This window comes from Streptomyces sp. NPDC027672, assembly GCF_055566335.1.
This window is the reverse complement of record NZ_JBVHSO010000009.1, coordinates 70448-95100: the sequence shown is the minus strand read 5'-3', so window position 1 is coordinate 95100 and position 24653 is coordinate 70448. Positions and strand designations below refer to the sequence as shown.

Genomic DNA, 24653 nt, shown 5'->3' with positions numbered 1-24653 from the left:
GCGTACCGCCGGTGTTCCTGGCGGGAACCCGCCAGGGCGTCTTCCCGTCGGCTCCGGTCGGCTCCCGCGGCGGACACGCCCCCTCACACTCGTCCCAGCACGCGGCACGCTCGACCCGGACGAGAAGAGGCGTGGATGAGCACAGGATCCGTCGGACGCGGTACGGCACTGCTGGCGGCGGTGCTGGCGGGCGCCCTCCTCCCGGCCGGCCCGGCGACCGCCGGCGCCCCGGCCCGGGCCCCCTCCGCCCCGGCCGCCTCCTCCGCCGCGACCACCGCCGGCGCCCCGGCCCCCTCCGCCGTCCCCGCAGCTCCCGCCACGACCGTCACCCTCGTCACCGGCGACAAGGTGACCGTCACCGGCCTCGGACAGGGCAGACAGACCGTCACCGTGCGGCGGCCCCCCGGCGCCACCGGCGCCGTCCGCACGCAGCGCGCCGACGGGCACCTCACCGTCGTACCGGACGAGGCGCTGCCGTACCTGCGGGCCGGGACCCTGGACCGGCGGCTGTTCGACGTCACCGGGCTGATCCGGCAGGGGCTCACCGACGCCCGGGCCGGCGCGCTGCCGCTGATCGTGAGCTACGACCGGGGCGCGCGGGCCGCGACCCCGGCCGGCGCCGAGCGGACCCGCGCGCTGCCCAGCCTGCGCGGAGCCGCGCTCCGGGCCGCCCGGGGCCGGACGTTCTGGCGGTCCTTCACCCGGACGCCCGGCATCGGCCGGGTGTGGCTGGACGGGCGGGTCACGGCGGACCTGGCCGAGAGCAACGCCCGGATCGGCGTGCCGGCGGCCTGGGACGCGGGACTGACCGGCAAGGGCGTCACCGTCGCCGTCCTGGACACCGGCGCCGACCTCGCCCACCCCGACCTCGCGGACCGGGTGAGCGTCGCCAGGAGCTTCGTCGACGGCGAGGAGGTCGCCGACCGCAACGGACACGGCACCCACGTCACCTCCACCGTCGGCGGCAGCGGCGCGGCCTCAGATGGCAGGGAGCGGGGCGTCGCGCCGGGCGCCACGCTCGCCGTCGGCAAGGTGCTCGGTGACCAGGGCTCGGGCAGCGAGTCGCAGATCATCGCCGGGATGGAGTGGGCGGCGCGGGACGTGCGGGCCCGCATCGTCTCCATGAGCCTCGGCTCGGCGGAGCCGAGCGACGGCACCGATCCGATGGCGCGGGCCGTCGACACCCTCTCCGCCGAGACCGGCGCGCTGTTCGTGGTCGCCGCCGGCAACACCGGCGCGCCCTCCTCCATCGGCTCGCCCGGCGCCGCCGACGCCGCGCTCACCGTCGGCGCGGTGGACTTTGCCGACCAGCCGGCGCCGTTCACCTCGGCCGGGCCCCGCCACGGCGACAACGCCCTGAAGCCCGACCTGGCCGCTCCCGGGGTCGACATCCTGGCCGCCCGCTCGCACCTGGCCCCCGGCAGCGGCGCCTACACCTCCATGAGCGGCACCTCCATGGCGACTCCGCAGGTCGCGGGGGCGGCCGCGCTGCTCGCCGAGGAACATCCCGACTGGACCGGCGCCCGCCTGAAGGACGCGCTGCTGTCCACCTCGGAGCGGCTGGACACGTCCGCCTACGTGCTGGGCGCCGGACGGCTGAGCGTCTCCGGCGCGGTCGGGGCCCGGCTCACCGCCACCGGCAGCGCCGACCTCGGCTACCACCGCTGGCCCTACGGCACCGACCGGCCGGTCACCCGGACCCTCACCTACCGCAACGCGTCCGCCGAGGACATCCCGCTGGAGCTGACCGTCCAGGGCGCGCCGGAGGGGGCCGCCGTCCTCGCCCGCGACACCCTCACCGTGCCCGCGCACGGCACCGCGTCCACCACCGTCACCTCCGACGCGGCCCGGGCGCCCGTCGGCGAGACGAGCGGCCGGATCGTGGCCGCCGCCCCGGACGGCACGGTCCTCGCGCACACGGCGTTCGGCCTGGTCAAGGAGGAGGAGCGGTACACGCTGACCGTCCATGTGACCGACCGCGCCGGCGCGCCCGCGGCTGCCGACCTCACCGTGCAGCGGCTCGCGGCGGGCGAGGACGCCCAGCCCGCGCACGTCGACGGTTCCGGCACCCTGCGGCTGCGCCTGCGGCCCGGCACCTACAGCCTCGCCACCTTCCTCGACGTGCGCGGCGGCCACGGCGCCGACTCGCTCGGCCTCGGCTTCCTCGCGGCCCCCGACGTCGGCCTGGACCGCGACCGCGAGATCACGCTGGACGGCCGGGCGCTGCGCGAGATCAGGGCCGCCGTGGACCGGCGCACCGAGACCCGGCAACTGCTGATGGAGTACGACCGGCAGGCGGACGGCGCCGACCTGTTCGGCGCGGTACAGGTGCCGCTCGCCTACGACAGCGTCTTCGCCGCGCCCACCGCGAAGGTCACCCACGGCACCTTCGAGTACCGGACCGTGTGGCGGCTGGCCAAGCCCCGGCTGGAGGTGGAGGGCGTCGGCGAGGCGACCGTGCAGCCGGGCTCCACCCTGGCCGCGGGCCGCACCAGGCTGGCGCTGGCCGACGTCGGCGACGGGCCGCTGACCGGCGTGGCCGGCAAGGCGGTGCTGGCCCGGCTGCCCGCCGGCGCCGACCCGGCCGCGCTCGCCCAGGCCGCCCAGGACGCCGGCGCCCGGGCGCTGTTCGTCACGGACGACGCGCCCGGCCGGCTGATGGCCTGGTGGGGCACGGACGACAACGCCGCCCGGCCGCTGGTGATCGCCACGGTGAACCGGGCGGACGCGGCCCGGCTGCGGGCGGCCGGCCGCGCCGACATGACCGGCACCCCCGACTCGCCGTACGTGTACGACCTGTCCGAGGGGCACCCGGGCGCGATCCCCGACCGGGACCTCACCTACGCGCCCGGCCCCCGCCGGCTGGCCGCCGTGCACGTGCGGTTCCACGCGGCCGTGCCGGTGCCCGGCGCCGAGTTCCGCTACTCCCTCACCGGCACGTTCCCCCTCGGCCTCGGTTTCCAGGAGAGCGTCGCCCTGCCCGCCGAGCGCACCGACTACGTCTCCACCGGCCCCGGCCAGCTCTGGCACGAGTCCGTCACCGTACGCGACGGCGCGCTGGAGGAGCGCGGCGGGCTGGTGCGGTACGCCGGCGGGGCGCGGCCGGTGCTGGACTGGTTCGGCCCGGTGTGGCACCCGTGGCTGGGCACCGGGCTGGGCTGGGGCCAGGAGCGGTCCGGCGGCGTCATCCGGCTGAACACCCCGGGCTGGGGCGACTCCGGGCCCGACCACACCGGGTTCGGCGACGTGTGGAGCGGGGACGGCGGGATGAGCCAGACCACCGAGGTCCGCCTGGACGGCACCCTCGTCGAGCGGAGCACGGGCCCGGCCGTCTCCGTCCAGGACGCGCCCGCCGGCGAGCACACCTACACGGTGGTCACCGACACCGCCCTGGACGCCGGGCGGTGGCAGCCCGCCACGCGGGGCCACACCGTGTGGACCTTCCGCTCCGCGGCCACCGCGGAGGACCGCTGGACCCGGCTGCCACTCGTCAACCTCGCCTACGGCCTCGGCACCGACCTGGCCGGCCGGGTGCCGGGCGGCCGGCGGACACCGGTCACGGTCAGCGCCGCCTACGTGGCGGGGGCGACCGGCACCGGGACGCTCGGCGGCGGCCGTCTGGAGGTGACCTACGACGACGGCGCGACCTGGCGGCCGGTGGCACTGACCGCCGGTCCGGGCGCCTCCTGGCGCGGCACGCTGAGCGTGCCGCGCGGCGCCGCCCACCTCGGTCTGCGGGCCTCGGCCCACGACGACAGGGGCGGCTCGGTGACCCAGGAGATCATCCGGGCGGCCGGCGTCCGGTAGGCCGGGGGAGGGGGTGGTCCGCGGGCGCGACGATGCCCCGGACCACGCCCAGCTCCACCAGGTCCTGCGGCCGCAGCCGGAGCTGGTCGGCCGTCGCCCGCGCGGCCTCGGGCGGCCGCTTGAGGATCGCCGCCGCGAGCTCCGGGGCGATCACCGAGAAGTAACTGTCCGGTGTGGCCCAGGTGTTGTCCGGCGCGGCCAGCGCGAGCGCCCCTCCGGAGCCGCCCTCGCCGATGACCAGCGTGGTGACCGGCACCCGGGCCGCGGCCACCGCGCCGAACACCTCCGCGATCGCGGCCCCGGCGCCCTCCCGTTCGGCTGCCGCGTCGTTGGCGGCGCCCGGGGTGTCCACCAGCGTCAGCACCGGTATGCCGAGCCGGTCCGCGAGCCGGATCAGCCGGGCGGCGGTGCGGTACCCGGCGGGCCGGGCCGCCGTGCCGGTCTGCGCCGCGAAGGCCACGCCGCGGCCGTCCCGCTCCCCGAACCCGCACAGCATCCCGTCGGGATCGGCGCCGCCGCACCGGTCGCCGCTGACCGCGACCCGGCGGGTGAAGCAGGCGTCCAGATAGGCGCCGGCCCGCGGCCGTCCGGCGGCCCGGGCCCGGACGACGGCGTCCCACCCGGTGGCGGACGGCGCGGCCCCGCCCAGGGCCGGCGGCAGGGGCGCCGCGGCGGCCGGCCGGGTGAGCAGCCGCAGCCAGGTGCCGAGCACTTCCTTCAGCCGGTCCGGCGCCACCACCGCGTCCGCCGAACCCGCCGCGACCTGGGCCTCGGCCGTGTACGCGGCCGGGTCGGCGGCCGGCGGGCGGACCCGGGAGCCGGCGAAGCCCACCTGGGCGCCGGGCAGGGCCAGCACCACGTCCGCGCCCGCGCCGAGCGTGGCCCAGCCGCCGCCGGTCGTCGGGTCCCGCAGGACCGCGATCTGCGGCAGCCCGGCCTCCCGGGTGCGCACCGACTCGCGGGCCACCCGCTGGAGCTGGGTCAGCGCGCGCATGCCCTCCTGCATCCGGCTGCCCCCGGTCGCCACCAGCGGCACCACGGGAAGCCGCTGTTCCCGGGCGTGGGCGTAGGCCGCGACCAGCCGGTCCCCGGTGCGTTCGCCCAGCGAGCCGCCCAGGAAGCCGAACTCGAAGGCGATCAGCACGGCCCGGGTCCCGTCGACCTCGGCGGTGCCGCAGACGACCGACTCCCGCTCGCCGGTGCGGGCGGCGGCGCGGGCGCGCGCGGCGTCGTAGCCCTGCCAGCCCAGCGGGCCGTCCGGCGCGGACCGGCCGGGCGGCGCGGGGAGTTCGCGGAAGCTGCCGGCGTCCGCCAGCAGGGCCAGGAGCTGCCGCGCCGAGAGCCGGTCAGACATCGGCCAGGGCCCGCTTCATGATCTTCCCCATCTCGTTGCGGGGCAGCGCGTCCAGGTAGCGGACCACCCGGGGCCGCTTGTGCGGGGCCAGACGGCGGGCCACGTGGTCCGCCAGGTCCTCCGCGGCCGGCGGGGACTGGGGGTCGGCCGGGACGATCCAGGCCACGATCCGCTCGCCCAGGTCGGCGTCCGGTTCCCCGGTGACCGCGGCCTCCCGCACCGCCGGGTGCTCCAGCAGCGCGTTCTCGATCTCCCCGGCGCCGATCTTGTAACCGCCGCTCTTGATCAGGTCGGTGGCCTTGCGCCCGACGATGCGGACATAGCCGTCGGGTTCCCGGACCGCCATGTCGCCGGTGCGGAAGAAGCCGTCGGCGGTGAACGCGGCGGCGGTGGCGTCGGGCCGGTTCAGGTACGCGGTGAACAGGTTCGGGCCGCGCACCTGGATCTCGCCGACGCGCTCCCCGTCGTACGCGGTGATCTCCGTGCCGTCCTCCTCCGCCAGCCGCAGCTCCACGCCCGGCAGCGGCACCCCGACCGTGCCGGCCCGGGCCTCGCCGTCGGCCCGCACGCTGGTGTTCATCAGCGTCTCGGTCATGCCGTACCGCTCGATCACCCGCCGGCCGGTCGCCGCCGCGATCCGCTCGTGGTCGTGGACCGGCAGCGCGGCCGAGCCGGACACCAGCAGCCGGGCCCGGCCGAGCGCCCGGGCCAGCCCCGGGTCGCCGGGCAGCGCCTCGGCGATCCGGTGGTACATGGTCGGCACCCCGAACAGCATGGTGGCGCCCGTCTCCAGCTCCCGGGCCACGCCCTCGGGCGAGAACCGCCCCAGGTGCCGTACCGAGCCGCCGCGCCGCAGCGGGCCGAGGACGCCGAGGACCAGCCCGTGCACGTGGAACAGCGGCAGCCCGTGCACCAGCACGTCGTCGCCGGTCCACTGCCAGGCGTCGGCGAGCGCGTCCAGGGTGGCGGCCAGGGCCCGGCGGGGCAGGACCGCGCCCTTGGGCGGGCCGGTGGTGCCGGAGGTGTAGACGACCAGCGCCGGGTCGCCGTCGGCCGCCCGCTCCTCGGGCACGGACCCGGCGGCCCGGGTGTCGACGTCGATACGGGGCAGGCCGCCGAGGACGGGCGGCAGCGGGGCGCCGGGGGCGGCGAGGACCAGGGCGGGCGCGCTGTCGGCGAGGATGTGCGCGAGTTCCTTCTCGCCCGACTTCGGGTTCAGCGGCACCGCGGCCACCCCGGCGAGCAGCGCGCCGGTCACCGCGACGGCGGTCTCCGGTTCGGGGGTGGCCCACACCGCGACGCGGCCCGCCGCCGCGATCCGGGCGGCGAGCGCGCCGGCGGCGCCCGCGAGGTCGCCGTAGGTCAGGGTCCGGGCGCCGAACCGCAGGGCGACCCGCTCGCCGGAACCGTCCGCCAGGGCGGGGAAGAGAGAGGACACGCGGTGCACTCCTTACTGTCGACGACGCCGGCCGCCGGGACGACAGCACCTTCCTACACCAGGAGCGGGCCGCCGCGCGGGCCGCGGCCGGGGCTCCCCGCCCGGCGGCGGGGCCGCGGCGGGCAGCGCCGGGGGCGGCCACGGCGCGGCGGCCGGCGCCGCGCTTGTTAGCCTCGCCCCGCACCGCCCATCGAACCCGCGTACGACAGGGAGTCCGCCGTGCCCCGTATCGCCCTCGCCACCTACGATCCCGGCTCCGGGCCGAGCAAGGACACCGATCTGCCCCTGCTGGTGCGGGCGCTCGGGGAGGCCGGCGCCGAGGCGGAGGCCCGGTACTGGGACGACCCGGCGGCGGACTGGGGCGGATACGACCTCGTGGTCATCCGCTCCACCTGGGACTACAGCTGGCGGGCCGCCGAGTTCACCGCCTGGGTGGAGCGGACCGGGACGCTGACCCGGCTGGCCAACCCGGCCTCCGTGGTGCGCTGGAACGCCGACAAGCGCTACCTCGGCGAGCTGGCGGCGGCCGGCGTGCCCACGGTCCCGACCCGCTACATAGCGCCCGGCGAGGCGGCCGTGCTGCCCGCCGGTCACGAGTTCGTCGTCAAGCCGGCCTCGGGCGCGGGCGCCCGGTTCGCGGCCCGCTACACGCCCGCCGAACACGCCACCGCGCTACGGCAGCTCGCCCGGATGCACGCCGAGGGCCTCACCGCGATGGTGCAGCCGTACCTGCCGGGCGTCGACGTGCGCGGCGAGCGGGCGCTGCAGTTCTTCGGCGGCCGGCTGCTGCACGCCAGCCGCAAGGGCGCCGTCCTGACCCCCGGCACGCCGTACGACGCCCCCAAGGTCGCCCACCCCGCCCTGGCGCCCTGGCAGCCGACGGAGGCCGAACTCGCCGTCGCCGAGAAGGCGTTGGCGGCCGTGCCGGGCTCCTCCGGACTGCTGTACGCGCGCGTGGACCTGGTCGACGGCGACGACGGCGCACCCCGCCTGATGGAACTGGAACTGGTCGAGCCGAACCTGTTCCTGTGGCTGCACCCGGACTCCCTGCCGCGGGTCGTGGAGGCGATCCTGACGGCCGCGCGGACCACCCGGCCGTGACCGCGGGCGCGGGGCGCGGGCGTCCGGCGCCCCGCGGGCCCGGCTCAGCCGACGACGGCCGTCCGCTGGAGCAGCCCCCAGGTGAACTCGGCGACCACCTCGCGCCGTACGCCGTCCCGGTCCGGCGCGGTCAGGGCCAGCCCCCACCGGGTGGGCGCGGTGCCCTGGAGCGGCCGGGCGGGGGCGAAGGCGCGGGCGGCCTCGTCCACCGTGCAGGACCAGGGGGTCAGGTCCTCCAGGGTGCGCAGGCGCGGGGCCGGCGCGCCCGGCGCCCGCACCAGCCACGCGTTCCACACCCCGCCGTCCGGCCCGGCCAGCACCTCCAGGCGCAGGTCCGGCCAGAGCGGCAGCGCCCAGTACCGGGCCTCGCAGTCCAGGTCGCCCAGGCGCCGGGGCACGACGGACTCCGGTGCGCCGAGGACGGACCGGTACCGCGCGGCGGCGCCCCGGGCCCGCGGCGAGCGGACCATCGCCTGCCACCGCTTGTTGGCCTCCCGCATGTCCGCGGCCGACGCGCCGAGCCGGCGCCGGGCGTCCTCGACGAGGTCCGCGTTGTGGTCGGCCATGCGGCGCAGCAGCACCAGTTGGAAGTCCAGATCCATGGCGTCCATGGTGCCCGGCCCGCCCTGGCCATTGCCCGCGTCACCTTCCCTGACTAGCCTGTGTTCGTCATGCCGATCGCCTGTTGAAATCTCGAACGTCTCGACGGCCGGGATCGCGAACGGGCGCCTAACCCAAGGGAGGGGGCCGGACGTGGGACGCCTCGTGCCTGCCGTGACCCGGGCTCTCGACATTCTGGAGCTGTTCCTCGACGGGGACGGGACGCTCTCCGCCCCGGACATCGTGCGCAGGCTCCGGCTGCCGCGCACCACCGTGCACGAGCTGGTCACCACGCTCGCCGCACGGTCGTACATCGTGCAGGTGCCCGGCCAGCCCGGACGGTACCGGCTCGGCGTGCGCCCGTACCAACTCGGCAGCCGCTACGCCGAGCAGCTCGACCTCGCCGCCGAGGGCCAGCAGGTGGCCCGCTCGGTCGCCGAGACCTGCGACGAGACCGTCCACGTGGCGATCCTGGAGGGCACCGACGTCATCTACATCGCCAAGGTGGACTCCACCCACGCCGTCCGCATGGTCTCCGCGGCCGGCCGCCGGCTGCCCGCCCACTGCACCTCCGTCGGCAAGATGCTGCTGGCCTCGCTGCCCGAGCCCGAGCTGACCGCCCGGATCCCCGACGGGAGCGCGCTGGCCGCGATGACCCCGAACAGCATCACCACGCCCGCCAGGCTGCGCGAGGCCCTGACGGAGATCCGGCAGCGCGGGATCGCGGTCGAGAACCGCGAGTCCAACCCCGACGTCTCCTGCGTCGCCGCACCGGTCCGCGACCGCACCGGCCGGGTCGTGGCCGCGCTGTCCATCTCCGTCCCTATGATTCGCTGGAGCGAGGAGCGCCGGGCCGAGCTGGAGCAACTGGCGGCGAAGGGCGCGGCGGACCTGTCGGAGCGGCTGGGATACAGGAGCGCGGCATGACGGCGTACGAGGTGGCGGTGCGGGCGGAGGCGACGCTCGGCGAGGGCCCGACCTGGGACCCGGCGACGGGCCGGCTGCTCTGGCTGGACATCCTGGGCATGCGGCTGCACACCTACGACCCGGTGACCGGCCGCCGCACGGTCCGCACCACACCCCAGCACGTCGGCGCGGCCAAGCCCCGCGCCGGCGGCGGCCTGGTGCTGAACCTGCGGGACGGCGTCGGCCTGCTGGACCCGGACGGCACGTTCCGCTGGCTGCGCCACGAGCCGGTCGCGGGCCGCCGCGGGAACGACGCCGCGGTGGCCCCGGACGGCTCCCTGTGGGCGGGCACCATGCGCTACGACGAGGCGGCCGGCGGCGGCACGCTGGCCCGGCTGACCGGGGACGGCACCGCGCGGACGGTGCTGTCCGACGTCACGGTCAGCAACGGCACCGGCTGGAGCCCCGACGGCCGCCTCATGTACTACACCGACACCCCGACGCGCCGCGTGGACGTCTTCGACCACGACGCCGGCGCCGTCCGCGACCGCCGCCCGCTGGTGGAGATCGAGGAGGGCGCGGGCTATCCGGACGGCCTGACGGTCGACGCGGACGGCTGTGTGTGGGTGGCGCTGTGGGACGGCGGGGCGGTCCGCCGCTACACGCCCGACGGCGAGCTGGACCGGGTGATCGCCCTGCCCACCCCGCGCACGACGGCCTGCGCGTTCGGCGGGCCGGACCTGACCGACCTCTACATCACCACGGCCCGCACCGGCCTGGCCGCCCCCGACCCCCTGGCGGGCTCCCTGCTGGTGGTGCCGGGCGCCGGCAAGGGCCTGCCGCAACCGGCGTTCGCGGGCTGACCGGCCGCCGGCCGGGGCACGGCGGTCAGCCCCGCACCTCCGCCGGCACCCTGCCCACCCGCGCCCGCACCGCCTCGACGTCGGCCGCCCGGCGCAGCGCCCGCGACACCGGGCCGATCTCGCGGAGCAGATCCGTGGTGTCGGCCCCGGCGCCGAGCGCGGCGGCACCCGGCGTGCGGCACGCCGTCTCCACCGCCTCCAGCACGCACACCGCGCCGGCCAGCGCCCGGGCCCGCTCGGGCGGATGGCCGAGGCCGAGCGCGGCGTCGTAGGCGCGTCCGCACAGCCCGGCGTCCATACGCCGGGCCAGCGGCAGCAGCACGTCCCGGATGAACGTCTCGCGCCGGGTGAGCCGCAGTTCGGGCGTGGCGCGCAGCGCGAACGGCGGCCCCCCGCCGCACGCGCCGCGCAACAGCCGGTACAGCGGCCGCAGTTCCCGCAGGGCGAGCCGGACCCGCCAGCGGTCGCGCAGGTACTGGCCGGCGTGCGGCAGGATGAAGCCGGCGGCCAGCAGGACGGCGGCGAGGGCGGCGACGGGCGGCGCGAGGCCGGTGCTCAGCCAGTCCGCGTCCCGCCCGCACCAGCGCGCGGTGACGGCGGCCAGCTTGGCCGCGGCGAAGCCCAGGCTGAGCGCGTAGCCCGCGCCCAGCAGCCGCAGGCCCCGGCGCAGCCAGGCGTCCAGGTGCCCGGCGCGCACCCAGGCGCGGATCAGCCGGAAGGTGAGCAGGCAGGCCGCGGCGTGCGCCACGAGGTAGAGCAGGATCTCCTCGCGCATGAACGGCGTGCCGGCGTAGTAGGTGTCCAGGTCCCGCAGCCGCTCCACCGGCGCGTCGGCGAGCGCGAACAGCACCCACAGGGCGACGATCACGGCGGAGTACACCGAGATCACCCAGCGCCGGGCGCGGCGGGTGCCGGCCGGGCGGCCGGAGGGGCCGTTGCGCCAGGTGATGATGAGCACCAGGGAGCAGCCGCCGAACGCGGTGACCAGCGAGTAGCACCAGGGCGCCGCGAGGTTGGGCACGCCGGTCAGCCGGTTGGCCAGGGCGATGGCGGACGGGGCGCAGGAGACGAACACCGCGCAGGCGAGCAGCAGCAGCGCCCCGACCGCGCGCAGCAGCGGGTCCCGCCACAGCCGGATGATCGAGGGCAGTTTGATCGCCAGGGCGGCGGCGAGCACGGCGGTGGGGATCCAGAAGGAGACGTGGAACCCGCCGAGGAAGGCCGGGGGGCTGTGCGCCGGCGGGGTCACCGCTCGGCTCCCTCCCGCCCGGACGGCCGGCGGGCCGCGGGGCCGCCGGCCGCCGGTGTGCCGCGCCCGCCCGGCCGACCCGCCCGTTCGCGTCCGCGGTAGCCCAGGGAGCGCTGCACGGGGTCCGGCGGGCCGCTCCGGGGGGTGTCCAGGTGGCCGCGGAACAGGGTGGCCAGCCGGTGCCCGAAGTCGTCGGCCTCGGCCTCGTCGGTCTCCCGGGAGCCGTCGCGGGCGGCCACGGTCAGGGCCGCCTCCCGCCAGCCGGGCGCGTCGGCGAGGGCGCGGGCCGCCGCGTCACCGGCGAGGTGGTGGTGCCGGTGCCCGGCGTGCAGGTGCCACAGTTCGTGTCCCAGGATGACCAGTTGCTGCACGGCCTCGGCCCGCTCCTCCACGATGACCAGGTCGAAGTCGGCGAACTCGACCCACAGCCCGGTGACCTCGATCTCGTCCGGGAACCGCTCGAACCGCAGCTCCACCGGCCGCCCGGCGCGCAGCGCGGTCATCTCCTCGCACAGCGCGTGGCACAACTGCCGTACGTCGTCGGGCGGTTCGGGCCGGGCGCGGACGGCGGCGGCGAGCCGGTCGGACAGCGAGCGCATCGCCGGGCCGGGGCGGGGCCGCAGCAGTCGTGAGGCGAGCCCGGAAGCCCGCTGTCGCACGCCCGCGATGCCCATCCGCACCCTCTTCTCCGCCTGGTCCCGCCCGGTCACGGCTGGGTCCGAGGGTACGCGTCCGCACGTGCCCGCGTCATGCCTTATCCGGGCGTCGTTCAAAGGAAAACGATCTACGGACTTCGTCCAACCCATTGACGCGCGGGCGCTTCGAATCTACGGTCCCGTTCGAAGTTACGAGCAGCATTCGATATATCGAACGTGGGGGCAAGGGATGGGACGACCTGGCCTGAATCGCAGGCAACTTCTCGGGGCCGCGGGCGGATTGGCGACGGCGGCCGCCTTCGGCTTCGCGGCCCTCGGCAGCGGGGCCGACGCGCTCGCCGCCGGCGCCCGCACCCGGGTGCGCTACTGGAACCTCTTCCAGGGCGGTGACGGCGCCAACCAGGTCGCCATGGTCGACGCCTTCCGCGCGGAGCACCCCGGCATCGCCGTGAAGGACTCCACCCTCACCTGGGGCGGCCCGTACTACACCAAGCTGGCCATGGCCGCCGCCGGCAACCGCGCCCCCGACCTCGCCGTCATGCACCAGGGCCGCATCCCCGGCTTCGCGCCCGGCCGCCTCCTCGACCCGTGGGACACCGGGCTGCTCGCCGAGTACGGCGTCCGCGAGGCCGACTTCAACCCGGTGCTCTGGAAGCGCGGCATCGTCGACGGCAAGCTCTACGCCCTGCCCCTGGACATCCACGTCCAGCTCTGCTTCTACCGCAAGGACGTCTGCGCGAAGGCCGGACTGCTCGACTCCGCCGGCCGGCTGCCCGCCGCCACCTCCACCGACGACTGGTTCGCCCTGCTGAAGGAGGCGAAGAAGCGGCTCGGGGACGGCCGGCAGACCCTCGGCCTGCACACCAACGACCAGAACTTCTGCTGGTGGTTCTTCGTCGCCTTCTACCACCAGCTCGGCGGGACCTACTTCGACGCCGGCCAGACCCGCGTCACCTTCGACACCGGCAAGGCCACCGAGGTGCTGGAGTTCTTCCGCAAGCACGTCACCGACGGCTACGTGAAACCGGGCGAGAGCGACTCCGAGGCCTTCCTCGCCGGCTCGCCCTTCACCTGGGAGGGCAACTGGTCGGTGCCCTACTTCAACGGCGAGAAGATCGACTACGGCGCCCAGCCGCTGCCCCCGGTGTTCGGCACCCCGGCCACCCACGCCGAGTCCCACTCCTTCGTCCTGCCCCACCAGGCCGGCCGGGGCGGCGCCGCCGACGAGGGCGCGTACCGGCTCGCCGCCTACATGGTCACCCACGCCACCACCTGGGCCCACGGCGGCCACGTCCCCGCCTACCTGCCCACCTTCAAGGACCCTGCCTACCTCGAACTGGCCCCGCAGAACGAGTACTCCCGGCCCGCCATGGACCACCAGGCCAACGAGCCGCACATCTGGTTCGCCGGCTCCACCGGCATCCTCGCCCAGCGCCTCGGCCCCGTCATCGCCTCCTCCAACCTCGGCTCCACCGCCCCGGCCCAGGCCGCCCGCCGGATGAAGTCCAAGCTGGAGCGGCTGCTCGCGGCGAAGAACCCGATGACCGGCCGCACCGCCGCCCAGGAACTGACGGGAGCCGCCGCATGAGCAGCACCGCCCTCACCACGGCCGGCACGGCCCGCCCGCGCGCCGCCACCGACGCCGGCTCCGCCCGGCTGCGCTGGAGCCGCCGCCTCCAGCACGGCGGCTGGTTCGTCGCCCCGTTCTTCGTGCTCTACGGGCTCTTCGTCCTGCTGCCCGTGGTCCGCGGCCTGTACCTCAGCTTCACCGACGCCAACATCTCCGGCGACCACACCGGCTTCGTCGGCCTGGCCAACTACCGCGAGGCCCTGCGGGACCCGCTGGTGTGGGACTCGCTGTGGCACAGCGCGCAGTTCACGCTCTGGGTCGTCCCGCTCATCGTCGTGGCGGCCCTGCTGATGGCGCTCATCGCCCACCACACCCTGCACTTCACCTGGCTGTGGCGGCTGTGCTTCTTCGCGCCGTTCCTGCTGCCCTCGGCCGTCGTCGGCAACCTGTGGTGGTGGCTGTTCCAGCCCACCAACGGCATGGTCAACCACGTCCTCGGCCTCGACACCCCCTGGCTCACCCAGAAGTCCACGGCCCTGCTCGCCGTCGTCGTCGCCACCCTGTGGTGGACGGTCGGCTTCTCCTTCCTGCTCTACCTGGCCGCCCTCCAGAACATCCCGCAGCACCTCTACGAGGCCGCACAACTGGACGGCGCCAACGCCTTCCAGCGGATGCTGCACATCACCGTGCCCCACCTGCGCTCCATCACCGGCCTGGTGATCGCCCTCCAGGTCCTCGCCTCGCTCCAGGTCTTCGACCAGGCGGTGGTGATGTACCAGTTCGGCCCGGGCCCGGAGGAGTCGACCCGCACCTTCGTGCAGTACACCCTCGAAGAGGGCTTCACCAGCTACCGCGTGGGCTACGCCTCCGCGATCTCCTTCGTCCTGTTCGTCATCGTCGCCGCCGTGGCCCTCGCCCGGATGTGGCTGCTCAAGAACCGCGAGGAGGCCACCCGATGACCACCCGCTCCGACCGCCGCTGGACCCCCGCCCAGATCGCCCTCACGGCCGTGGCCGCGGCCCTGTCCCTGCTCTGGATCGCCCCGCTGGCCTGGGCCCTGTCCACCTCCCTGAAGACCCCGGCGGAATCCGTCACCTCGCCGCACTGGATCCCCCGCCACGTCACCTTCGACGCGTGGAAGAAGGTGATCGAGGCGGGGAACATCCCCAACTGGTTCGTCAACTCCGTGGTCGTCTCCGTCTGCGTCACGGTGATCGTCCTGCTGGTCGCCTCCCTCGCCGGATACGGCTTCGCCCGCACGGAGTTCCGCGGCAAGAACGCCCTCCTGGGCCTGACCATGGCCGGCCTGATGTTCTCCCCGGCGATCCTCGGCGTGCCGCTGTTCACCACCGTGCAGTCGCTCGGCATGGTCGACACCTACTGGGGCATGATCCTGCCGCAGTGCGCCCCGGCCGCGATGGTCTACATCCTCTACAAGTTCTTCCAGGGCCTGCCCCGGGAGCTGGAGGAGGCCGCGTTCATCGACGGCGCCGGCCGCTGGCGCATCTTCTTCACCATCGTCCTGCCGCTGTCCAAGCCCTCGCTCTCCGCGGTCGGGATCTTCACCTTCATCGCGTCCTGGAACAACTTCCTGTGGCCGTACATGGTGACCAACAACCCGGACCTGATGACCATGCCCAACGGCATCGCCACCGTGCAGAACGCCTTCGGCATCGTCTGGCCCCAGCTCATGGCCGGCGGCCTCGTCGCCGGACTGCCGCTGATCATCGTCTTCGTCTTCTTCCAGAGCCAGATCGTGCGGGGCGTCGCCCACACCGGCCTGGCCGGCCAGTGACCCGAGGAGACCACCGCGTGCTGCGCAGACTCGCCGCCGTCCTGGCGGCCGCCGCCCTGGCCCTGCTCCCGGCCACCGCGTCGGCGGACACCGCCTACCCCGACCCGCTGCCCCTGACCGGACAGCAGATCGTCCACGATCCCACCGTCCACCGGCTGGGGGACGGCCGGTACGTCGCCTACTCCACCGGCGGCGTCCTCGGCGCCCGCCTCTCCACCGACCTGCGCCACTGGACGGACGCGGGCGACGCCTTCGCCACCCCGCCCGCCTGGTGGTACGACTACAGCGCCACCGCCGACCCCTGGGCCCCCGACCTCGGCTACCGCGACGGCCGCTACTGGCTCTACTACGCCGTCTCCTCCTGGGGCACCAACCACTCCGCGATCGGCGTCGCCACCTCGCCCACCGGACTGCCCGGCACCTGGACCGACCACGGCCCGGCGTTCACCTCCGGCACCAGCGATTCCTGGAACGCCATCGACCCCGCGGTCATCCGGGCCGACGGCAGACTGTGGCTGGCGTTCGGCTCGTACTGGACGGGCATCCGCATGACCGAACTGGACCCGAGGACCGGCAAGGCGCTCCCCGGCGCCCCGGTCCACCACCTGGCGACCCGCCCGGACGCCCCGTACGCCGTGGAGGGCCCCGCGATCGTCCGCCACGGCGGCTACTACTACCTCTTCGCCTCCTACGACGCCTGCTGCGCCGGCGCGGACTCCACCTACAAGATCCGCGTGGGCCGCTCGGCCTCGGTGACGGGCCCGTACACCGACAGCACCGGCACCCCGATGCTCGACGGCGGCGGCGACCTCCTCCTGGCCGGCCACGGCCGCTTCGCGGGCCCCGGCGGCGAATCCGTCTTCCGCGCCCACGGCACGACCTGGCTCGCCTACCACTACTACGACAAGGCCGACGGCGGCACCCCGAAGCTGGGCCTCAACCAGCTCCGGTGGCGCGCGGGCCGGCCCGTCCTGAACTGACCCGGAAGGATCCCATGAGCAAGAGCACCGCCCGCTTCACCCTCGACCCGGCCTTCACCGTGGGCGAGGTGAACCCCCGCCTCTTCGGTTCCTTCGTGGAACACCTCGGCCGCTGCGTCTACACCGGGATCTTCGAGCCCGGCCACCCCGCGGCGGACGCCGAGGGACTGCGCACCGACGTCCTGGAACTGGTCCGCGAACTCGGCGTCACCGCCATCCGCTACCCCGGCGGCAACTTCGTCTCCGGCTACAAGTGGGAGGACTCCGTCGGCCCGGTCCAGGAGCGTCCCCGCCGCCTCGACCTCGCCTGGCACTCGACGGAGTCCAACCGCTTCGGCCTGTCCGAGTACCTCGCGTTCCTGAAGAAGATCGGCCCCGAGGCCGAGCCCATGATGGCCGTCAACCTCGGCACGCGGGGCGTCGCGGAGGCCCTGGAACTCCAGGAGTACGCCAACCACCCGGCCGGCACCGCCCTGTCCGACCTGCGTGCCGCCCACGGCGACAAGGAGCCCTACGGGATCAGGCTCTGGTGCCTCGGCAACGAGATGGACGGCCCCTGGCAGACCGGCCACAAGACGGCCGAGGAGTACGGCCGGATCGCCGCCGAGACCGCCCGCGCCATGCGGCAGATCGACCCGTCCGTCGAACTGGTCGCCTGCGGCTCCTCCAGCCAGGCCATGCCCACCTTCGCCGAGTGGGAGGCGACGGTCCTGCGGGAGGCGTACGACCTGGTCGACTACATCTCGCTGCACGCCTACTACGAGCCCGTCGACGGCGACGTGGACTCCTTCCTCGCCTCGGCCGTCGACATGGAGTCCTTCATCGAGAACGTGGTCGCGACCGCCGACCACGTGGGCGCCAGGCTGAAGTCCGACAAGAAGATCAACCTCTCCTTCGACGAGTGGAACGTCTGGTACCTCTCCCGCTGGGAGGAGTACGCCCGCACCCTGGAGCGCGCCGACTGGCCCGAGGCCCCGCGGCTGCTGGAGGACAGCTACAGCGTCACGGACGCGGTCGTCTTCGGCTCGCTCCTCATCGCCCTGCTGCGCCACGCCGACCGGGTCACCGTCGCCTGCCTCGCCCAGCTCGTCAACGTCATCGCCCCGATCATGACCGAGCCGGGCGGCCCGGCCTGGCGGCAGACCACGTTCTACCCGTTCGCGCAGGCGTCCCGGTACGGCCGGGGCCAGGTGCTGGACGTCCGCGTGGACTCGCCGACGTACCAGACGCAGAAGTACGGCGAGACGGACCTGCTGCACGCCACCGCCGTGCGCGCCGCCGACGGCACGGTCACCGTGTTCGCGGTCAACCGCGGCCGCACCGAGCCGCTGCCCCTCGAAGTCGCGCTCCACGGACTGGAGCTGACCGCCGTCACCGAGCACACCGCCCTCGCGGACGCCGACCCCGACGCCCGCAACACCCTGGCCGACCCCGCACGCGTCACCCCGCACCCGGTCGAGGGCACCGCCCTGGCGGACGGCACCCTCACCGCCGTACTGGAGCCGCTGTCCTGGAACGTGATCCGGCTCGCCTGATCACACCGGCCGGACCGGCACCCCGCCGGCCGCCGTGCCGAGCAGCGCCAGCCGGACCGACCCGGGGCCCGACAGCGTGGTGAACTCCGACAGGACCGCCAGCGCCAGGGTGTTGGTGCCCCGGGTGCGCAGGATGCCGTTCGGCAGCACGAAGGTGTGCTGCGGACCGACGTCGTTGATGTACTGGCCCAGGTTCCAGCCGTTGAGGAAGATCTGGGCGCGGTAGGCACGGTACGGGTCGTCGTCCAGGGTCAGCCCGACCGAGGCGTCGACGTCGGCCGGCACCGACAGCCGGAACGTGGTCCGGTACCAGGTCACGCCCTGGTACCGCTCCGCGCGCGGGAAGTCCGCCCGCTCCCAGTCCCGGTCCCGGAAGCCGGGCAGGTGCCAGCCGTGCCGCTCGCCGTACAGGCCGCCGTTGTTCAGCGGCCCGCGCACCGGATCGGCGGGGCCCTCGCCCTGGATGCGCCACCGCACCTGCGGCGAGGCGCCCCCGAAGGCGACCGACGTCAGCCCGCGGGCCGCCTTGTGCGTGTCCAGCGCCTTGCCGTCCTGGTCGTGCTGCATGCGCCGGACCAGCACGGACAGCACATGCCGGCCGGGCGAGCGCAGCCGCTCGCGGACCGGGAAGACGGCCGTCGCCGCCCAGGTGCCCTGGCGGACCGTGGTGTCCTTGTCCGGCACCGGCATCCGGTGCGTGCCCAGCGGCTCGCCGTCCAGCCAGGCCATCAGCAGACCCTGGGTGCCGGTGCTGTAGGCGAGCGAGACCGACTCCAGCCCGGCCGCGCCGGTGAAGCTGCCGCGGTACCAGACGTCGCCGTAGTGGAAGCCGTAGTCGTCGGCGAACAGCACCGGCCGGCCGGCGGGGACGGCCGTGGTGCTGAACGAGGAGGTCTTGTCGGCCTTTTTCCACGCCGAGTCGTCGAAGCCCGGGCCCGCCTCCGGGTTCTCCCGCCGCGTCCGCCAGCCGCCCAGCTCCGGCAGCCGCACCTCGGGCACCCCGGGCAGCATGCCGGTGGTCATCAGACTGCCCGAGAGGGTGACCCGGGTGGCCAGCCGGCGCCCGTTCCACACCAGGGTGTCGATCCCGCGCGGCGCCCACACCTCCAGCCCCGTCTCCTCCTTGAGGTCACCGGTCAGGTGCGCCTCCGAGCCGCGCAGCTCCACGTGGCGCAGCAGCGCCGGGCCGTACACCAGGAGGGTCCCGGACGGGGTGTCGTACGGGAAGAGGCGCACGGAGGTGGCGTCGTCGGCGAAGAGCAGCAGCAGCGGGGTGTCGGACTCGCCCTTCTGCACCAGCACCCGGGTCAGCCCGGCCTCGCCGAGCGGCGCGTTCACATGCAGCTCGCCCCGGTCGTAGGCCCAGCCGCCCTCCGGGTCCAGCCGCTGCACGAACGGCTCGGCCGGGCAGTCCAGCACCAGTTCCGCCATCTCGCCGCGGCGGCCCGTGAACACGGCGATGTCCTGCCGGCCCGCGTTCACGCACAGCATGGGCGAGGCGGTGGAGTACTTCAGCGTCCGCCTGCCCAGCGACAGCCCGGTGGTCAGCAGCTTGGCGTCCTTGCCGGGCACGGTGACGCGCAGCGGGCCGGCCTCGGTCGGCAGGCTGGTGGTGACCGCCTCGGTGCCGTCGTTGCGGGCGATGTACACATGCGCGCCGGTGTCCGGGTTGGTCAGGTGGTAGACCTTCAGTCCCTCGGCCCGCACGTCCGCCGCCCGGTCCAGCTTGGCGAAGTCGGGCACCCGCTGGAGCAGATGGCCGAGCTGGTGCATCGGGGCGATCTTGTCGGTGACGTTGCGGGCCTCGTCGATCGCGGCGCCGTAGTCGTACGACGTGTAGACGACCGGCGCGGGCAGCCAGCCCCACGAGGTCCCGCCGAACGTCATGTACACGTTGTGCAGGGTGAGCCCGTTGGCCAGGTTGGTCAGGTAGAACCGGCGCTCGTAGGCCGCGTCCCGGGTGCGCCGCGACTCGGCGTACCCCTTGCCGTCGAACCAGGCCCCGCCCCACGGGTCGAACCAGCCGCCGCCGAACTCGGGCACGAACCCGGGCGTGTCCGGCGAGGCGGTGGCCCCGCCCCGGGGCCCGCCGGGGCCGTAGTGACCCCAGTCCGGCGGGGTCTGGGACGGCGAGGGGTAGCCGTCGAACCCGTACAGCCAGCCGCCCTTCTCGCCGCCGGTGCCGAACGAGCCGGGCACCCAGTAGCCGTTGCGCCCCTTGTCGTTGTGGAACAGCGGGACGTCGATCCCGTCGGACCGGACCTTCCGGTACAGGTGGGACATGTAGGCGCGGCCGGTCGCGTCGCCGGCGTGGGCGTCGTACTCGTTCTCGATCTGGTACAGCAGGACCGTGCCGTCGCCGCGCGTGAACAGGTGGCGGCGGGCGATGCGGTCGACCTGGGTCAGCCACTCGTCGACGTGCGCCAGATAGTCCGGGTCGTCGGTCCGCGCGGTGCCCCGCGTCGCGGTCAGCCAGCCGGGGAAGCCGCCGCCGTCGACCTCGGCGTTGATGTACGGGCCCGGCCGCAGGATGACGTACAGACCGGTCTCGGCGGCCATGCGCAGGAACAGTCCGAGGTCCCGGACGCCGGAGAAGTCGTAGCGGCCGGGGGCGGGGGAGTGGTAGTTCCAGGCCACGTAGATGCTGACGGCGTTGTAGCCGTGCGCCCGCATCTTCTGCAGCACGTCCCGCCACAGCGACGGGCTCGGCAGCCGGAAGGGGTGCAGCTCGCCGGACCACAGCACCAGGCGCCGCCCGTCCACGAGCAGCGAGTAGCGGTCGTAGCCGACCGTGTGCCGGGCGCCGTCGGCGCTCGGCGGGCCGGGTGCCGGACCGGTCGGCGCGCTGCCGCCCGCGTACGCGGAAGGGGCGCCGGGGCCGCCGCTGCCGCCCAGGGCGAGCCCGAGCGCGGCGGAGCCGGTCAGGGCACTGAAGGTACGTCTGCTGAGCGCCAAGGTGGATCCTCCCGGGCGAGCTTACGGGGCGCGGGTCCGGCCATTCTCCATGGCGGAACGCCCCACAATGGACCCATGAGGATCTCGGCACGGGCGGATTACGCGGTACGGGCGGTACTGGAGCTGGCCGTACGGCAGGGTAACGGCCCGGTGAAGGCAGAGGAAATCGCCGCCGCGCAGGACATCCCGCACAAGTTCCTGGAAGGCATCCTGGGCGACCTCAGGCGGGCCGGGATCGTGGACAGCCGGCGTGGCGGGGGCGGCGGCTACCGGCTGGCGCGGCCGGCGCCCTCGGTCACCGTGGCGGACGTCATCCGGGCCGTCGACGGTCCCATCGTGTCGGTGCGCGGCGAACGCCCCACCGGCCTCGCCTACACGGGCACGGCCCGGCCGCTGCTGCCCCTGTGGATCGCCCTGCGGGCGAACGTCCGCCGCATCCTGGAGGGCGTCACCCTCGCCGACCTCGCGGCGGACGCGCTGCCCGGACCGGTCCGGGCCCTGGCGGCGGAGCCCGCGGCCTGGGAGAACCCGTAGCGAGCCCCGGCGGGCGGTGCTCGGCCGGCCGGGGGACCGGCGCGTGCCCCCGGCGGGCGCCGGTCGTTAAGGCGAGCATGATCAAGAAGCTCGCCCGTGTCTCCGTCCTGGCCGCCGCGCTGCTGGCCGCCGCCCCCGCCGCCGAGGCCGCGGCCGCCGCCCCGCCGCCCGTCCCGTCCGCCGGCGCGCCCGGCGCGGCGCTGCTGGCGGGTCTCCTCGGCTCGCTGGAGGCGGGCAACCCGGCCACCTCCCTGAACGCCCTGCTCCCCGCGGGTGTCCAGGGCGGCTGAACGCCGGCCCGCCGTGGGCGGGGACGCCGGTGAATTCGTGTGAGAACCGTTGACTGGTGAACCGTTCGCTTCTACGGTCCGTCCGAAGTCACGAGCATTGTTCGAAATCTCGTACACACTCGGTGCTTTCCACCGTTCGGACCGACCCAGATCGAGGGAGCCCGCAATGAAGCGCACCGCACTCCTCGCCGTCCCCGCCGCCGTCCTGCTCGCCCTCGTCCCGGGCACCGCCTCCGCGTACCCCGGTCCGGGCAGGGTCACCGGCAGCGTCGTCGTCCACGACCCGACGATGATCCGCACCTCCGCCGGCCGCTACCTGCTCTACGGCACCGGCGGCGGCCTCGCCTACAAGACCTCCACCGACCGCGTCTCCTTCACCGCCGGGGCCGACGCGTTCACGGTCAAGCCGGCCTGGTGGTCCTCGTACGCGTCCGAGGCGTGGGCGCCGGACATCTCGTACCACGGTGGGAAGTACCTGATGTACTACGCCGTCTCCCGGTTCGGGGAGAACACCTCCGCGATCGGACTGGCCGGTTCGACGACCGGACTGCCCGGCTCCTGGACCGACTACGGCGTCGTCTACACCTCCACCTCCGCCAGCGACTACAACGCCATCGACCCGAACCTCTTCGTGGACGACGACGGCACGTGGTGGCTGACCTTCGGCAGTTGGTGGTCCGGGATCAAGATGATCCGCATCGACCCGTCCACCGGGAAGGGCTACGCCGGCGACACCACCCGCTACTCGCTCGCCTCCCGGCCCACCGGCAGCAAGGCGGTCGAGGCGCCGTACCTCGTCAAGCGGGGCGGCTACTACTACCTCTTCGCCTCCTACGACGTCTGCTGCCAGGGCACCAGCTCGACGTACAAGGTGAAGGTCGGCCGGTCCTCCTCCGTCACCGGCCCGTACCGCGACAAGAACGGCGTGGCCCTGACGGACAACGGCGGCACGCCGGTCCTGGAGTCCCACGGCAGCGTCATCGGACCCGGCGGGCAGTCCGTCCTGCACGACAGCGACGGCGACCTGATCGTCTACCACTACTACGACGGCGGCGACGGCGGCACCCCGAAGCTGGGCGTCAACCTGCTGGACTGGTCGACGGGCTGGCCGGTGGCCTACTGAGCACGCCCGGAGACCGCTTCGGCCCGACTCCGCGCCGGACCGTCCCCCGCCCGCCCGCCCGGACCGTGCCCCGGCCACGGGCCCGGACCGTGGGCCGGCCACCGGCCCGGACTGTGCCCCAGCCGCCCGCCCGGACCATGCCCCGGCCACGGGCCCGGAGCGTTCCTCGGCCGCCCGCCCGGACTGTGGCCCGGCCGCCCGCCCGGACCGTGGCCCGGCCACCGGCCCGGACCGTCCCCCGCCCGCCCGGACCATGCCTCGGCCACGGGCCCGGAGCGTTTCTCAGCCGGCCGCGCGGCTCGGGCCGGCCGTGTCCGGCCAGCTCCGGGCGCCGGGCCAGCCCGTCGCGGGGGCCGGAGCCGGGGCCGTCCTGCCGCGGACCTGGGCGGCGGTGAGCCCGCCCCGGGCCGGTACCCCGGGCGGCGTGGGAGCCGTAGCCTCCGGAGGCGGTGGCAGGGGGACCGGGGCGAGCGGCGGGCAGGCCGGTGCGGGCAACGGCCGGGCCGCGGGCAGGGGCATCCCGCCGGCCGCCGGGGGCACGGCCGCGGGGGGCACCTCGGCGGGGAGCGGCGCGCCGGTGCCGGCGGACGGGGCGGGGCAGGCCGGGGTGAGCCGCAGCCCGGCCCCGTCGGTCTCGCCGACCAGCCGGTCCACCGCCGCCGTGCCCGAGCTGTAGCCGGTGCCCGGCGCGGCTGCGGCGGCCTTCCCCGCGGACCCGTAGAGCACCTGTTCCAGGCCGGACACCAGGCGGCGCACATCGGCCCCGGGGCGCACCGCGAGCCGCAGGAAGCGGCTGGAGGAGCCGAGCGTGTCGCCGCACTCGCGGACCAGGACGCGGTGCTCGGCGAGGAGCCGGTCGCGGACCACCGGGCCCTCGGCGCCGACGGGCAGGCGCACGAAGAGGAAGTTGCCCTGGGAGGGGTAGACGGTGAGGCCGGGCAGCGCGGACAGCCGGCCCGTCATGTCCCGGCGGTCGCCGCGGACCCGCGTCAGGCTGTGCGCGTACTCGGCCCCGTGCTCCCTCAGCATCGCCACCACGGGCCCGGCGAAGGAGTTGAGGTTCCCCTCCGGCAGCATCGAGCGGACGTGGCCGGCGAGCGCCGGGTTGGCGACGAGGCAGCCGAAGCGGACGCCGTGCAGACCGAGGTTCTCGCCCAGGCTGCGCAGGACGATGACGTTGGGGCGGAGCACGGCCTCCCGGACGACGCTCGGCTCGTCCTCGGCGTCGGCGAACTCCAGGAACGACTCGTCGACGACCACCAGGTCCAGGTCCGCCATGGCGTCCAGGAAGCGCACCACCTGCCGGCGGGGCAGGAAGCCGCCGTCGGGGTCGTTCGGGTTGCAGAGCACGGCCGCCCGGGTGCCGCGGGCGCGCAGGAAAGCGGCGTACCGGGCGAGGTCCAGGCCGAAGCCGTTCGCCTCCTGGAGCGGGAACATGTCGACCCGCTTGCCCGTCCCCATCGCCTGGCCGGTCCAGCGGCCGAAGGAGGGGACCGGGACGGCCAGGGACCGGCGGACGAGGAGGTGGTCGATCCAGGTGATCAGCTCGGTGCAGCCGTTGCCCAGGGCCACGCACCCCGGCGGCAGCCCCAGCAGCGAGCACAGCTCACCGGTGACGGTGCCGGCGTCGTCCGGGCGGCAGGTGACGATCTCGCGCAGCCGGCCCGCCAGTTCCTCGAACAGGGCGGGCGTGGGGAAGTACGGGTTGCCCGGGACGCGGAAGTCCACCGGCCCGCTCCCGTCGCCGTCCTCCCGCGCCGGCGCCGCCCGGGGGAGGCGGTGCGCGGTGCCGCCGCGGAACAACGAGGTGACGCTGCCGGCCAAGGGGACCTCCGTTCGGGGCGGCCCGTGCGGGGGAGCACGGGCCGCCCTGGGATACGGAGGTGACGGCCGTGGT

19 protein-coding genes are annotated in these 24653 nt (G+C 75.1%); 12 read left to right on the top strand and 7 right to left on the bottom strand.

Annotated features, from left to right (window positions below; genetic code table 11):
- Positions 1 to 135: 135 nt before the first annotated feature.
- Positions 136 to 3807, top strand: a complete 3672-nt coding sequence (locus tag ACZ4SV_RS22325; protein ID WP_468006112.1) for a S8 family serine peptidase — start codon at positions 136 to 138, stop codon at positions 3805 to 3807.
- Here the strand turns inward: ACZ4SV_RS22325 and ACZ4SV_RS22320 are convergent.
- Positions 3782 to 5161, bottom strand: a complete 1380-nt coding sequence (locus ACZ4SV_RS22320) for a carboxyl transferase domain-containing protein (protein ID WP_468006111.1) — start codon at positions 5159 to 5161, stop codon at positions 3782 to 3784. The genes ACZ4SV_RS22325 and ACZ4SV_RS22320 overlap by 26 nt on opposite strands.
- Positions 5154 to 6599, bottom strand: a complete 1446-nt coding sequence (locus ACZ4SV_RS22315) for an acyl-CoA synthetase (RefSeq protein WP_468006110.1) — start codon at positions 6597 to 6599, stop codon at positions 5154 to 5156. The genes ACZ4SV_RS22320 and ACZ4SV_RS22315 overlap by 8 nt, the downstream gene beginning before the upstream one ends.
- A 219-nt stretch (positions 6600 to 6818) precedes the next feature.
- Here ACZ4SV_RS22315 and ACZ4SV_RS22310 point away from each other — a divergent pair, with 219 nt between their 5' ends.
- Positions 6819 to 7700 (top strand): ATP-grasp domain-containing protein, encoded by an 882-nt coding sequence (locus ACZ4SV_RS22310; RefSeq protein WP_468006109.1) that lies wholly within the window; start codon positions 6819 to 6821, stop codon positions 7698 to 7700.
- Positions 7701 to 7744: 44 nt separating this feature from the next.
- Here the strand turns inward: ACZ4SV_RS22310 and ACZ4SV_RS22305 are convergent, their stop codons facing one another.
- Positions 7745 to 8302 (bottom strand): hypothetical protein, encoded by a 558-nt coding sequence (locus tag ACZ4SV_RS22305; RefSeq protein ID WP_468006108.1) that lies wholly within the window; start codon positions 8300 to 8302, stop codon positions 7745 to 7747.
- A gap of 151 nt (positions 8303 to 8453) precedes the next feature.
- Here ACZ4SV_RS22305 and ACZ4SV_RS22300 point away from each other — a divergent pair, with 151 nt between their 5' ends.
- Together ACZ4SV_RS22300 and ACZ4SV_RS22295 are read left to right on the top strand one after the other, a co-directional pair.
- Entirely contained in the window at positions 8454 to 9227 is a 774-nt protein-coding gene (locus ACZ4SV_RS22300; protein WP_468006107.1) for an IclR family transcriptional regulator, read from the top strand.
- Positions 9224 to 10069 (top strand): SMP-30/gluconolactonase/LRE family protein, encoded by an 846-nt coding sequence (locus ACZ4SV_RS22295; protein WP_365879266.1) that lies wholly within the window; start codon positions 9224 to 9226, stop codon positions 10067 to 10069. Before ACZ4SV_RS22300 ends, ACZ4SV_RS22295 begins: the two co-directional genes overlap by 4 nt.
- A gap of 25 nt (positions 10070 to 10094) precedes the next feature.
- On the opposite strand, the gene ACZ4SV_RS22290 is transcribed toward ACZ4SV_RS22295, so the two are convergent.
- Positions 10095 to 11318 carry an MAB_1171c family putative transporter gene (locus ACZ4SV_RS22290; RefSeq protein WP_468006106.1) on the bottom strand — a complete coding sequence of 408 codons (1224 nt, stop codon included), beginning with the start codon at positions 11316 to 11318 and terminating at the stop codon, positions 10095 to 10097.
- The gene (locus ACZ4SV_RS22285) at positions 11315 to 11992 is read right to left on the bottom strand and encodes a toxin-antitoxin system, toxin component family protein (protein ID WP_468006283.1); all 678 of its coding nucleotides are present in this window, start codon (positions 11990 to 11992) and stop codon (positions 11315 to 11317) included. Before ACZ4SV_RS22285 ends, ACZ4SV_RS22290 begins: the two co-directional genes overlap by 4 nt.
- 211 nt (positions 11993 to 12203) lie before the next feature.
- Between ACZ4SV_RS22285 and ACZ4SV_RS22280 the strand changes: the two genes are divergently transcribed.
- The 5 genes from ACZ4SV_RS22280 to arfA are packed head-to-tail and all read left to right on the top strand — an operon-like array spanning position 12204 to position 17854.
- Positions 12204 to 13562, top strand: a complete 1359-nt coding sequence (locus tag ACZ4SV_RS22280; RefSeq protein ID WP_468006105.1) for an extracellular solute-binding protein — start codon at positions 12204 to 12206, stop codon at positions 13560 to 13562.
- Entirely contained in the window at positions 13559 to 14503 is a 945-nt protein-coding gene (locus tag ACZ4SV_RS22275; protein ID WP_365879260.1) for a carbohydrate ABC transporter permease, read from the top strand. The genes ACZ4SV_RS22280 and ACZ4SV_RS22275 overlap by 4 nt, the downstream gene beginning before the upstream one ends.
- Positions 14500 to 15339 (top strand): carbohydrate ABC transporter permease, encoded by an 840-nt coding sequence (locus tag ACZ4SV_RS22270; RefSeq protein WP_365879258.1) that lies wholly within the window; start codon positions 14500 to 14502, stop codon positions 15337 to 15339. Before ACZ4SV_RS22275 ends, ACZ4SV_RS22270 begins: the two co-directional genes overlap by 4 nt.
- Before the next feature lie 17 nt (positions 15340 to 15356).
- Positions 15357 to 16319 carry an arabinan endo-1,5-alpha-L-arabinosidase gene (locus tag ACZ4SV_RS22265; protein WP_468006104.1) on the top strand — a complete coding sequence of 321 codons (963 nt, stop codon included), beginning with the start codon at positions 15357 to 15359 and terminating at the stop codon, positions 16317 to 16319.
- Between the two features lie 14 nt (positions 16320 to 16333).
- Positions 16334 to 17854: an arabinosylfuranosidase ArfA gene (gene arfA / locus ACZ4SV_RS22260; RefSeq protein WP_365879254.1), complete on the top strand. Its 1521-nt coding sequence runs from the start codon at positions 16334 to 16336 to the stop codon at positions 17852 to 17854.
- On the opposite strand, the gene ACZ4SV_RS22255 is transcribed toward arfA, so the two are convergent.
- Positions 17855 to 20809 carry a glycoside hydrolase family 35 protein gene (locus ACZ4SV_RS22255; RefSeq protein WP_468006103.1) on the bottom strand — a complete coding sequence of 985 codons (2955 nt, stop codon included), beginning with the start codon at positions 20807 to 20809 and terminating at the stop codon, positions 17855 to 17857. It lies immediately after the preceding gene.
- A 75-nt stretch (positions 20810 to 20884) separates the two neighbouring features.
- On the opposite strand from ACZ4SV_RS22255, the gene ACZ4SV_RS22250 reads away from it, so the two are divergent.
- The 3 genes from ACZ4SV_RS22250 to ACZ4SV_RS22240 all read left to right on the top strand — a co-directional run bounded on the left by ACZ4SV_RS22250 (position 20885) and on the right by ACZ4SV_RS22240 (position 22756).
- On the top strand, positions 20885 to 21343 hold the full coding sequence (locus ACZ4SV_RS22250; protein WP_365874311.1) for an RrF2 family transcriptional regulator: 459 nt from the start codon (positions 20885 to 20887) through the stop codon (positions 21341 to 21343).
- Positions 21344 to 21420: 77 nt separating this feature from the next.
- Positions 21421 to 21633, top strand: a complete 213-nt coding sequence (locus ACZ4SV_RS22245) for a hypothetical protein (RefSeq protein ID WP_468006102.1) — start codon at positions 21421 to 21423, stop codon at positions 21631 to 21633.
- 166 nt (positions 21634 to 21799) lie between these two features.
- Positions 21800 to 22756, top strand: coding sequence for an arabinan endo-1,5-alpha-L-arabinosidase (locus tag ACZ4SV_RS22240; RefSeq protein ID WP_398217114.1), 957 nt, complete (start codon positions 21800 to 21802; stop codon positions 22754 to 22756).
- A gap of 282 nt (positions 22757 to 23038) precedes the next feature.
- Here ACZ4SV_RS22240 and ACZ4SV_RS22235 read toward each other — a convergent pair whose 3' ends face one another.
- A complete protein-coding gene (locus tag ACZ4SV_RS22235; protein WP_468006101.1) occupies positions 23039 to 24580 on the bottom strand; it encodes a pyridoxal phosphate-dependent aminotransferase in 1542 nt (513 codons plus the stop codon).
- Between the last annotated feature and the right edge of the window lie 73 nt (positions 24581 to 24653).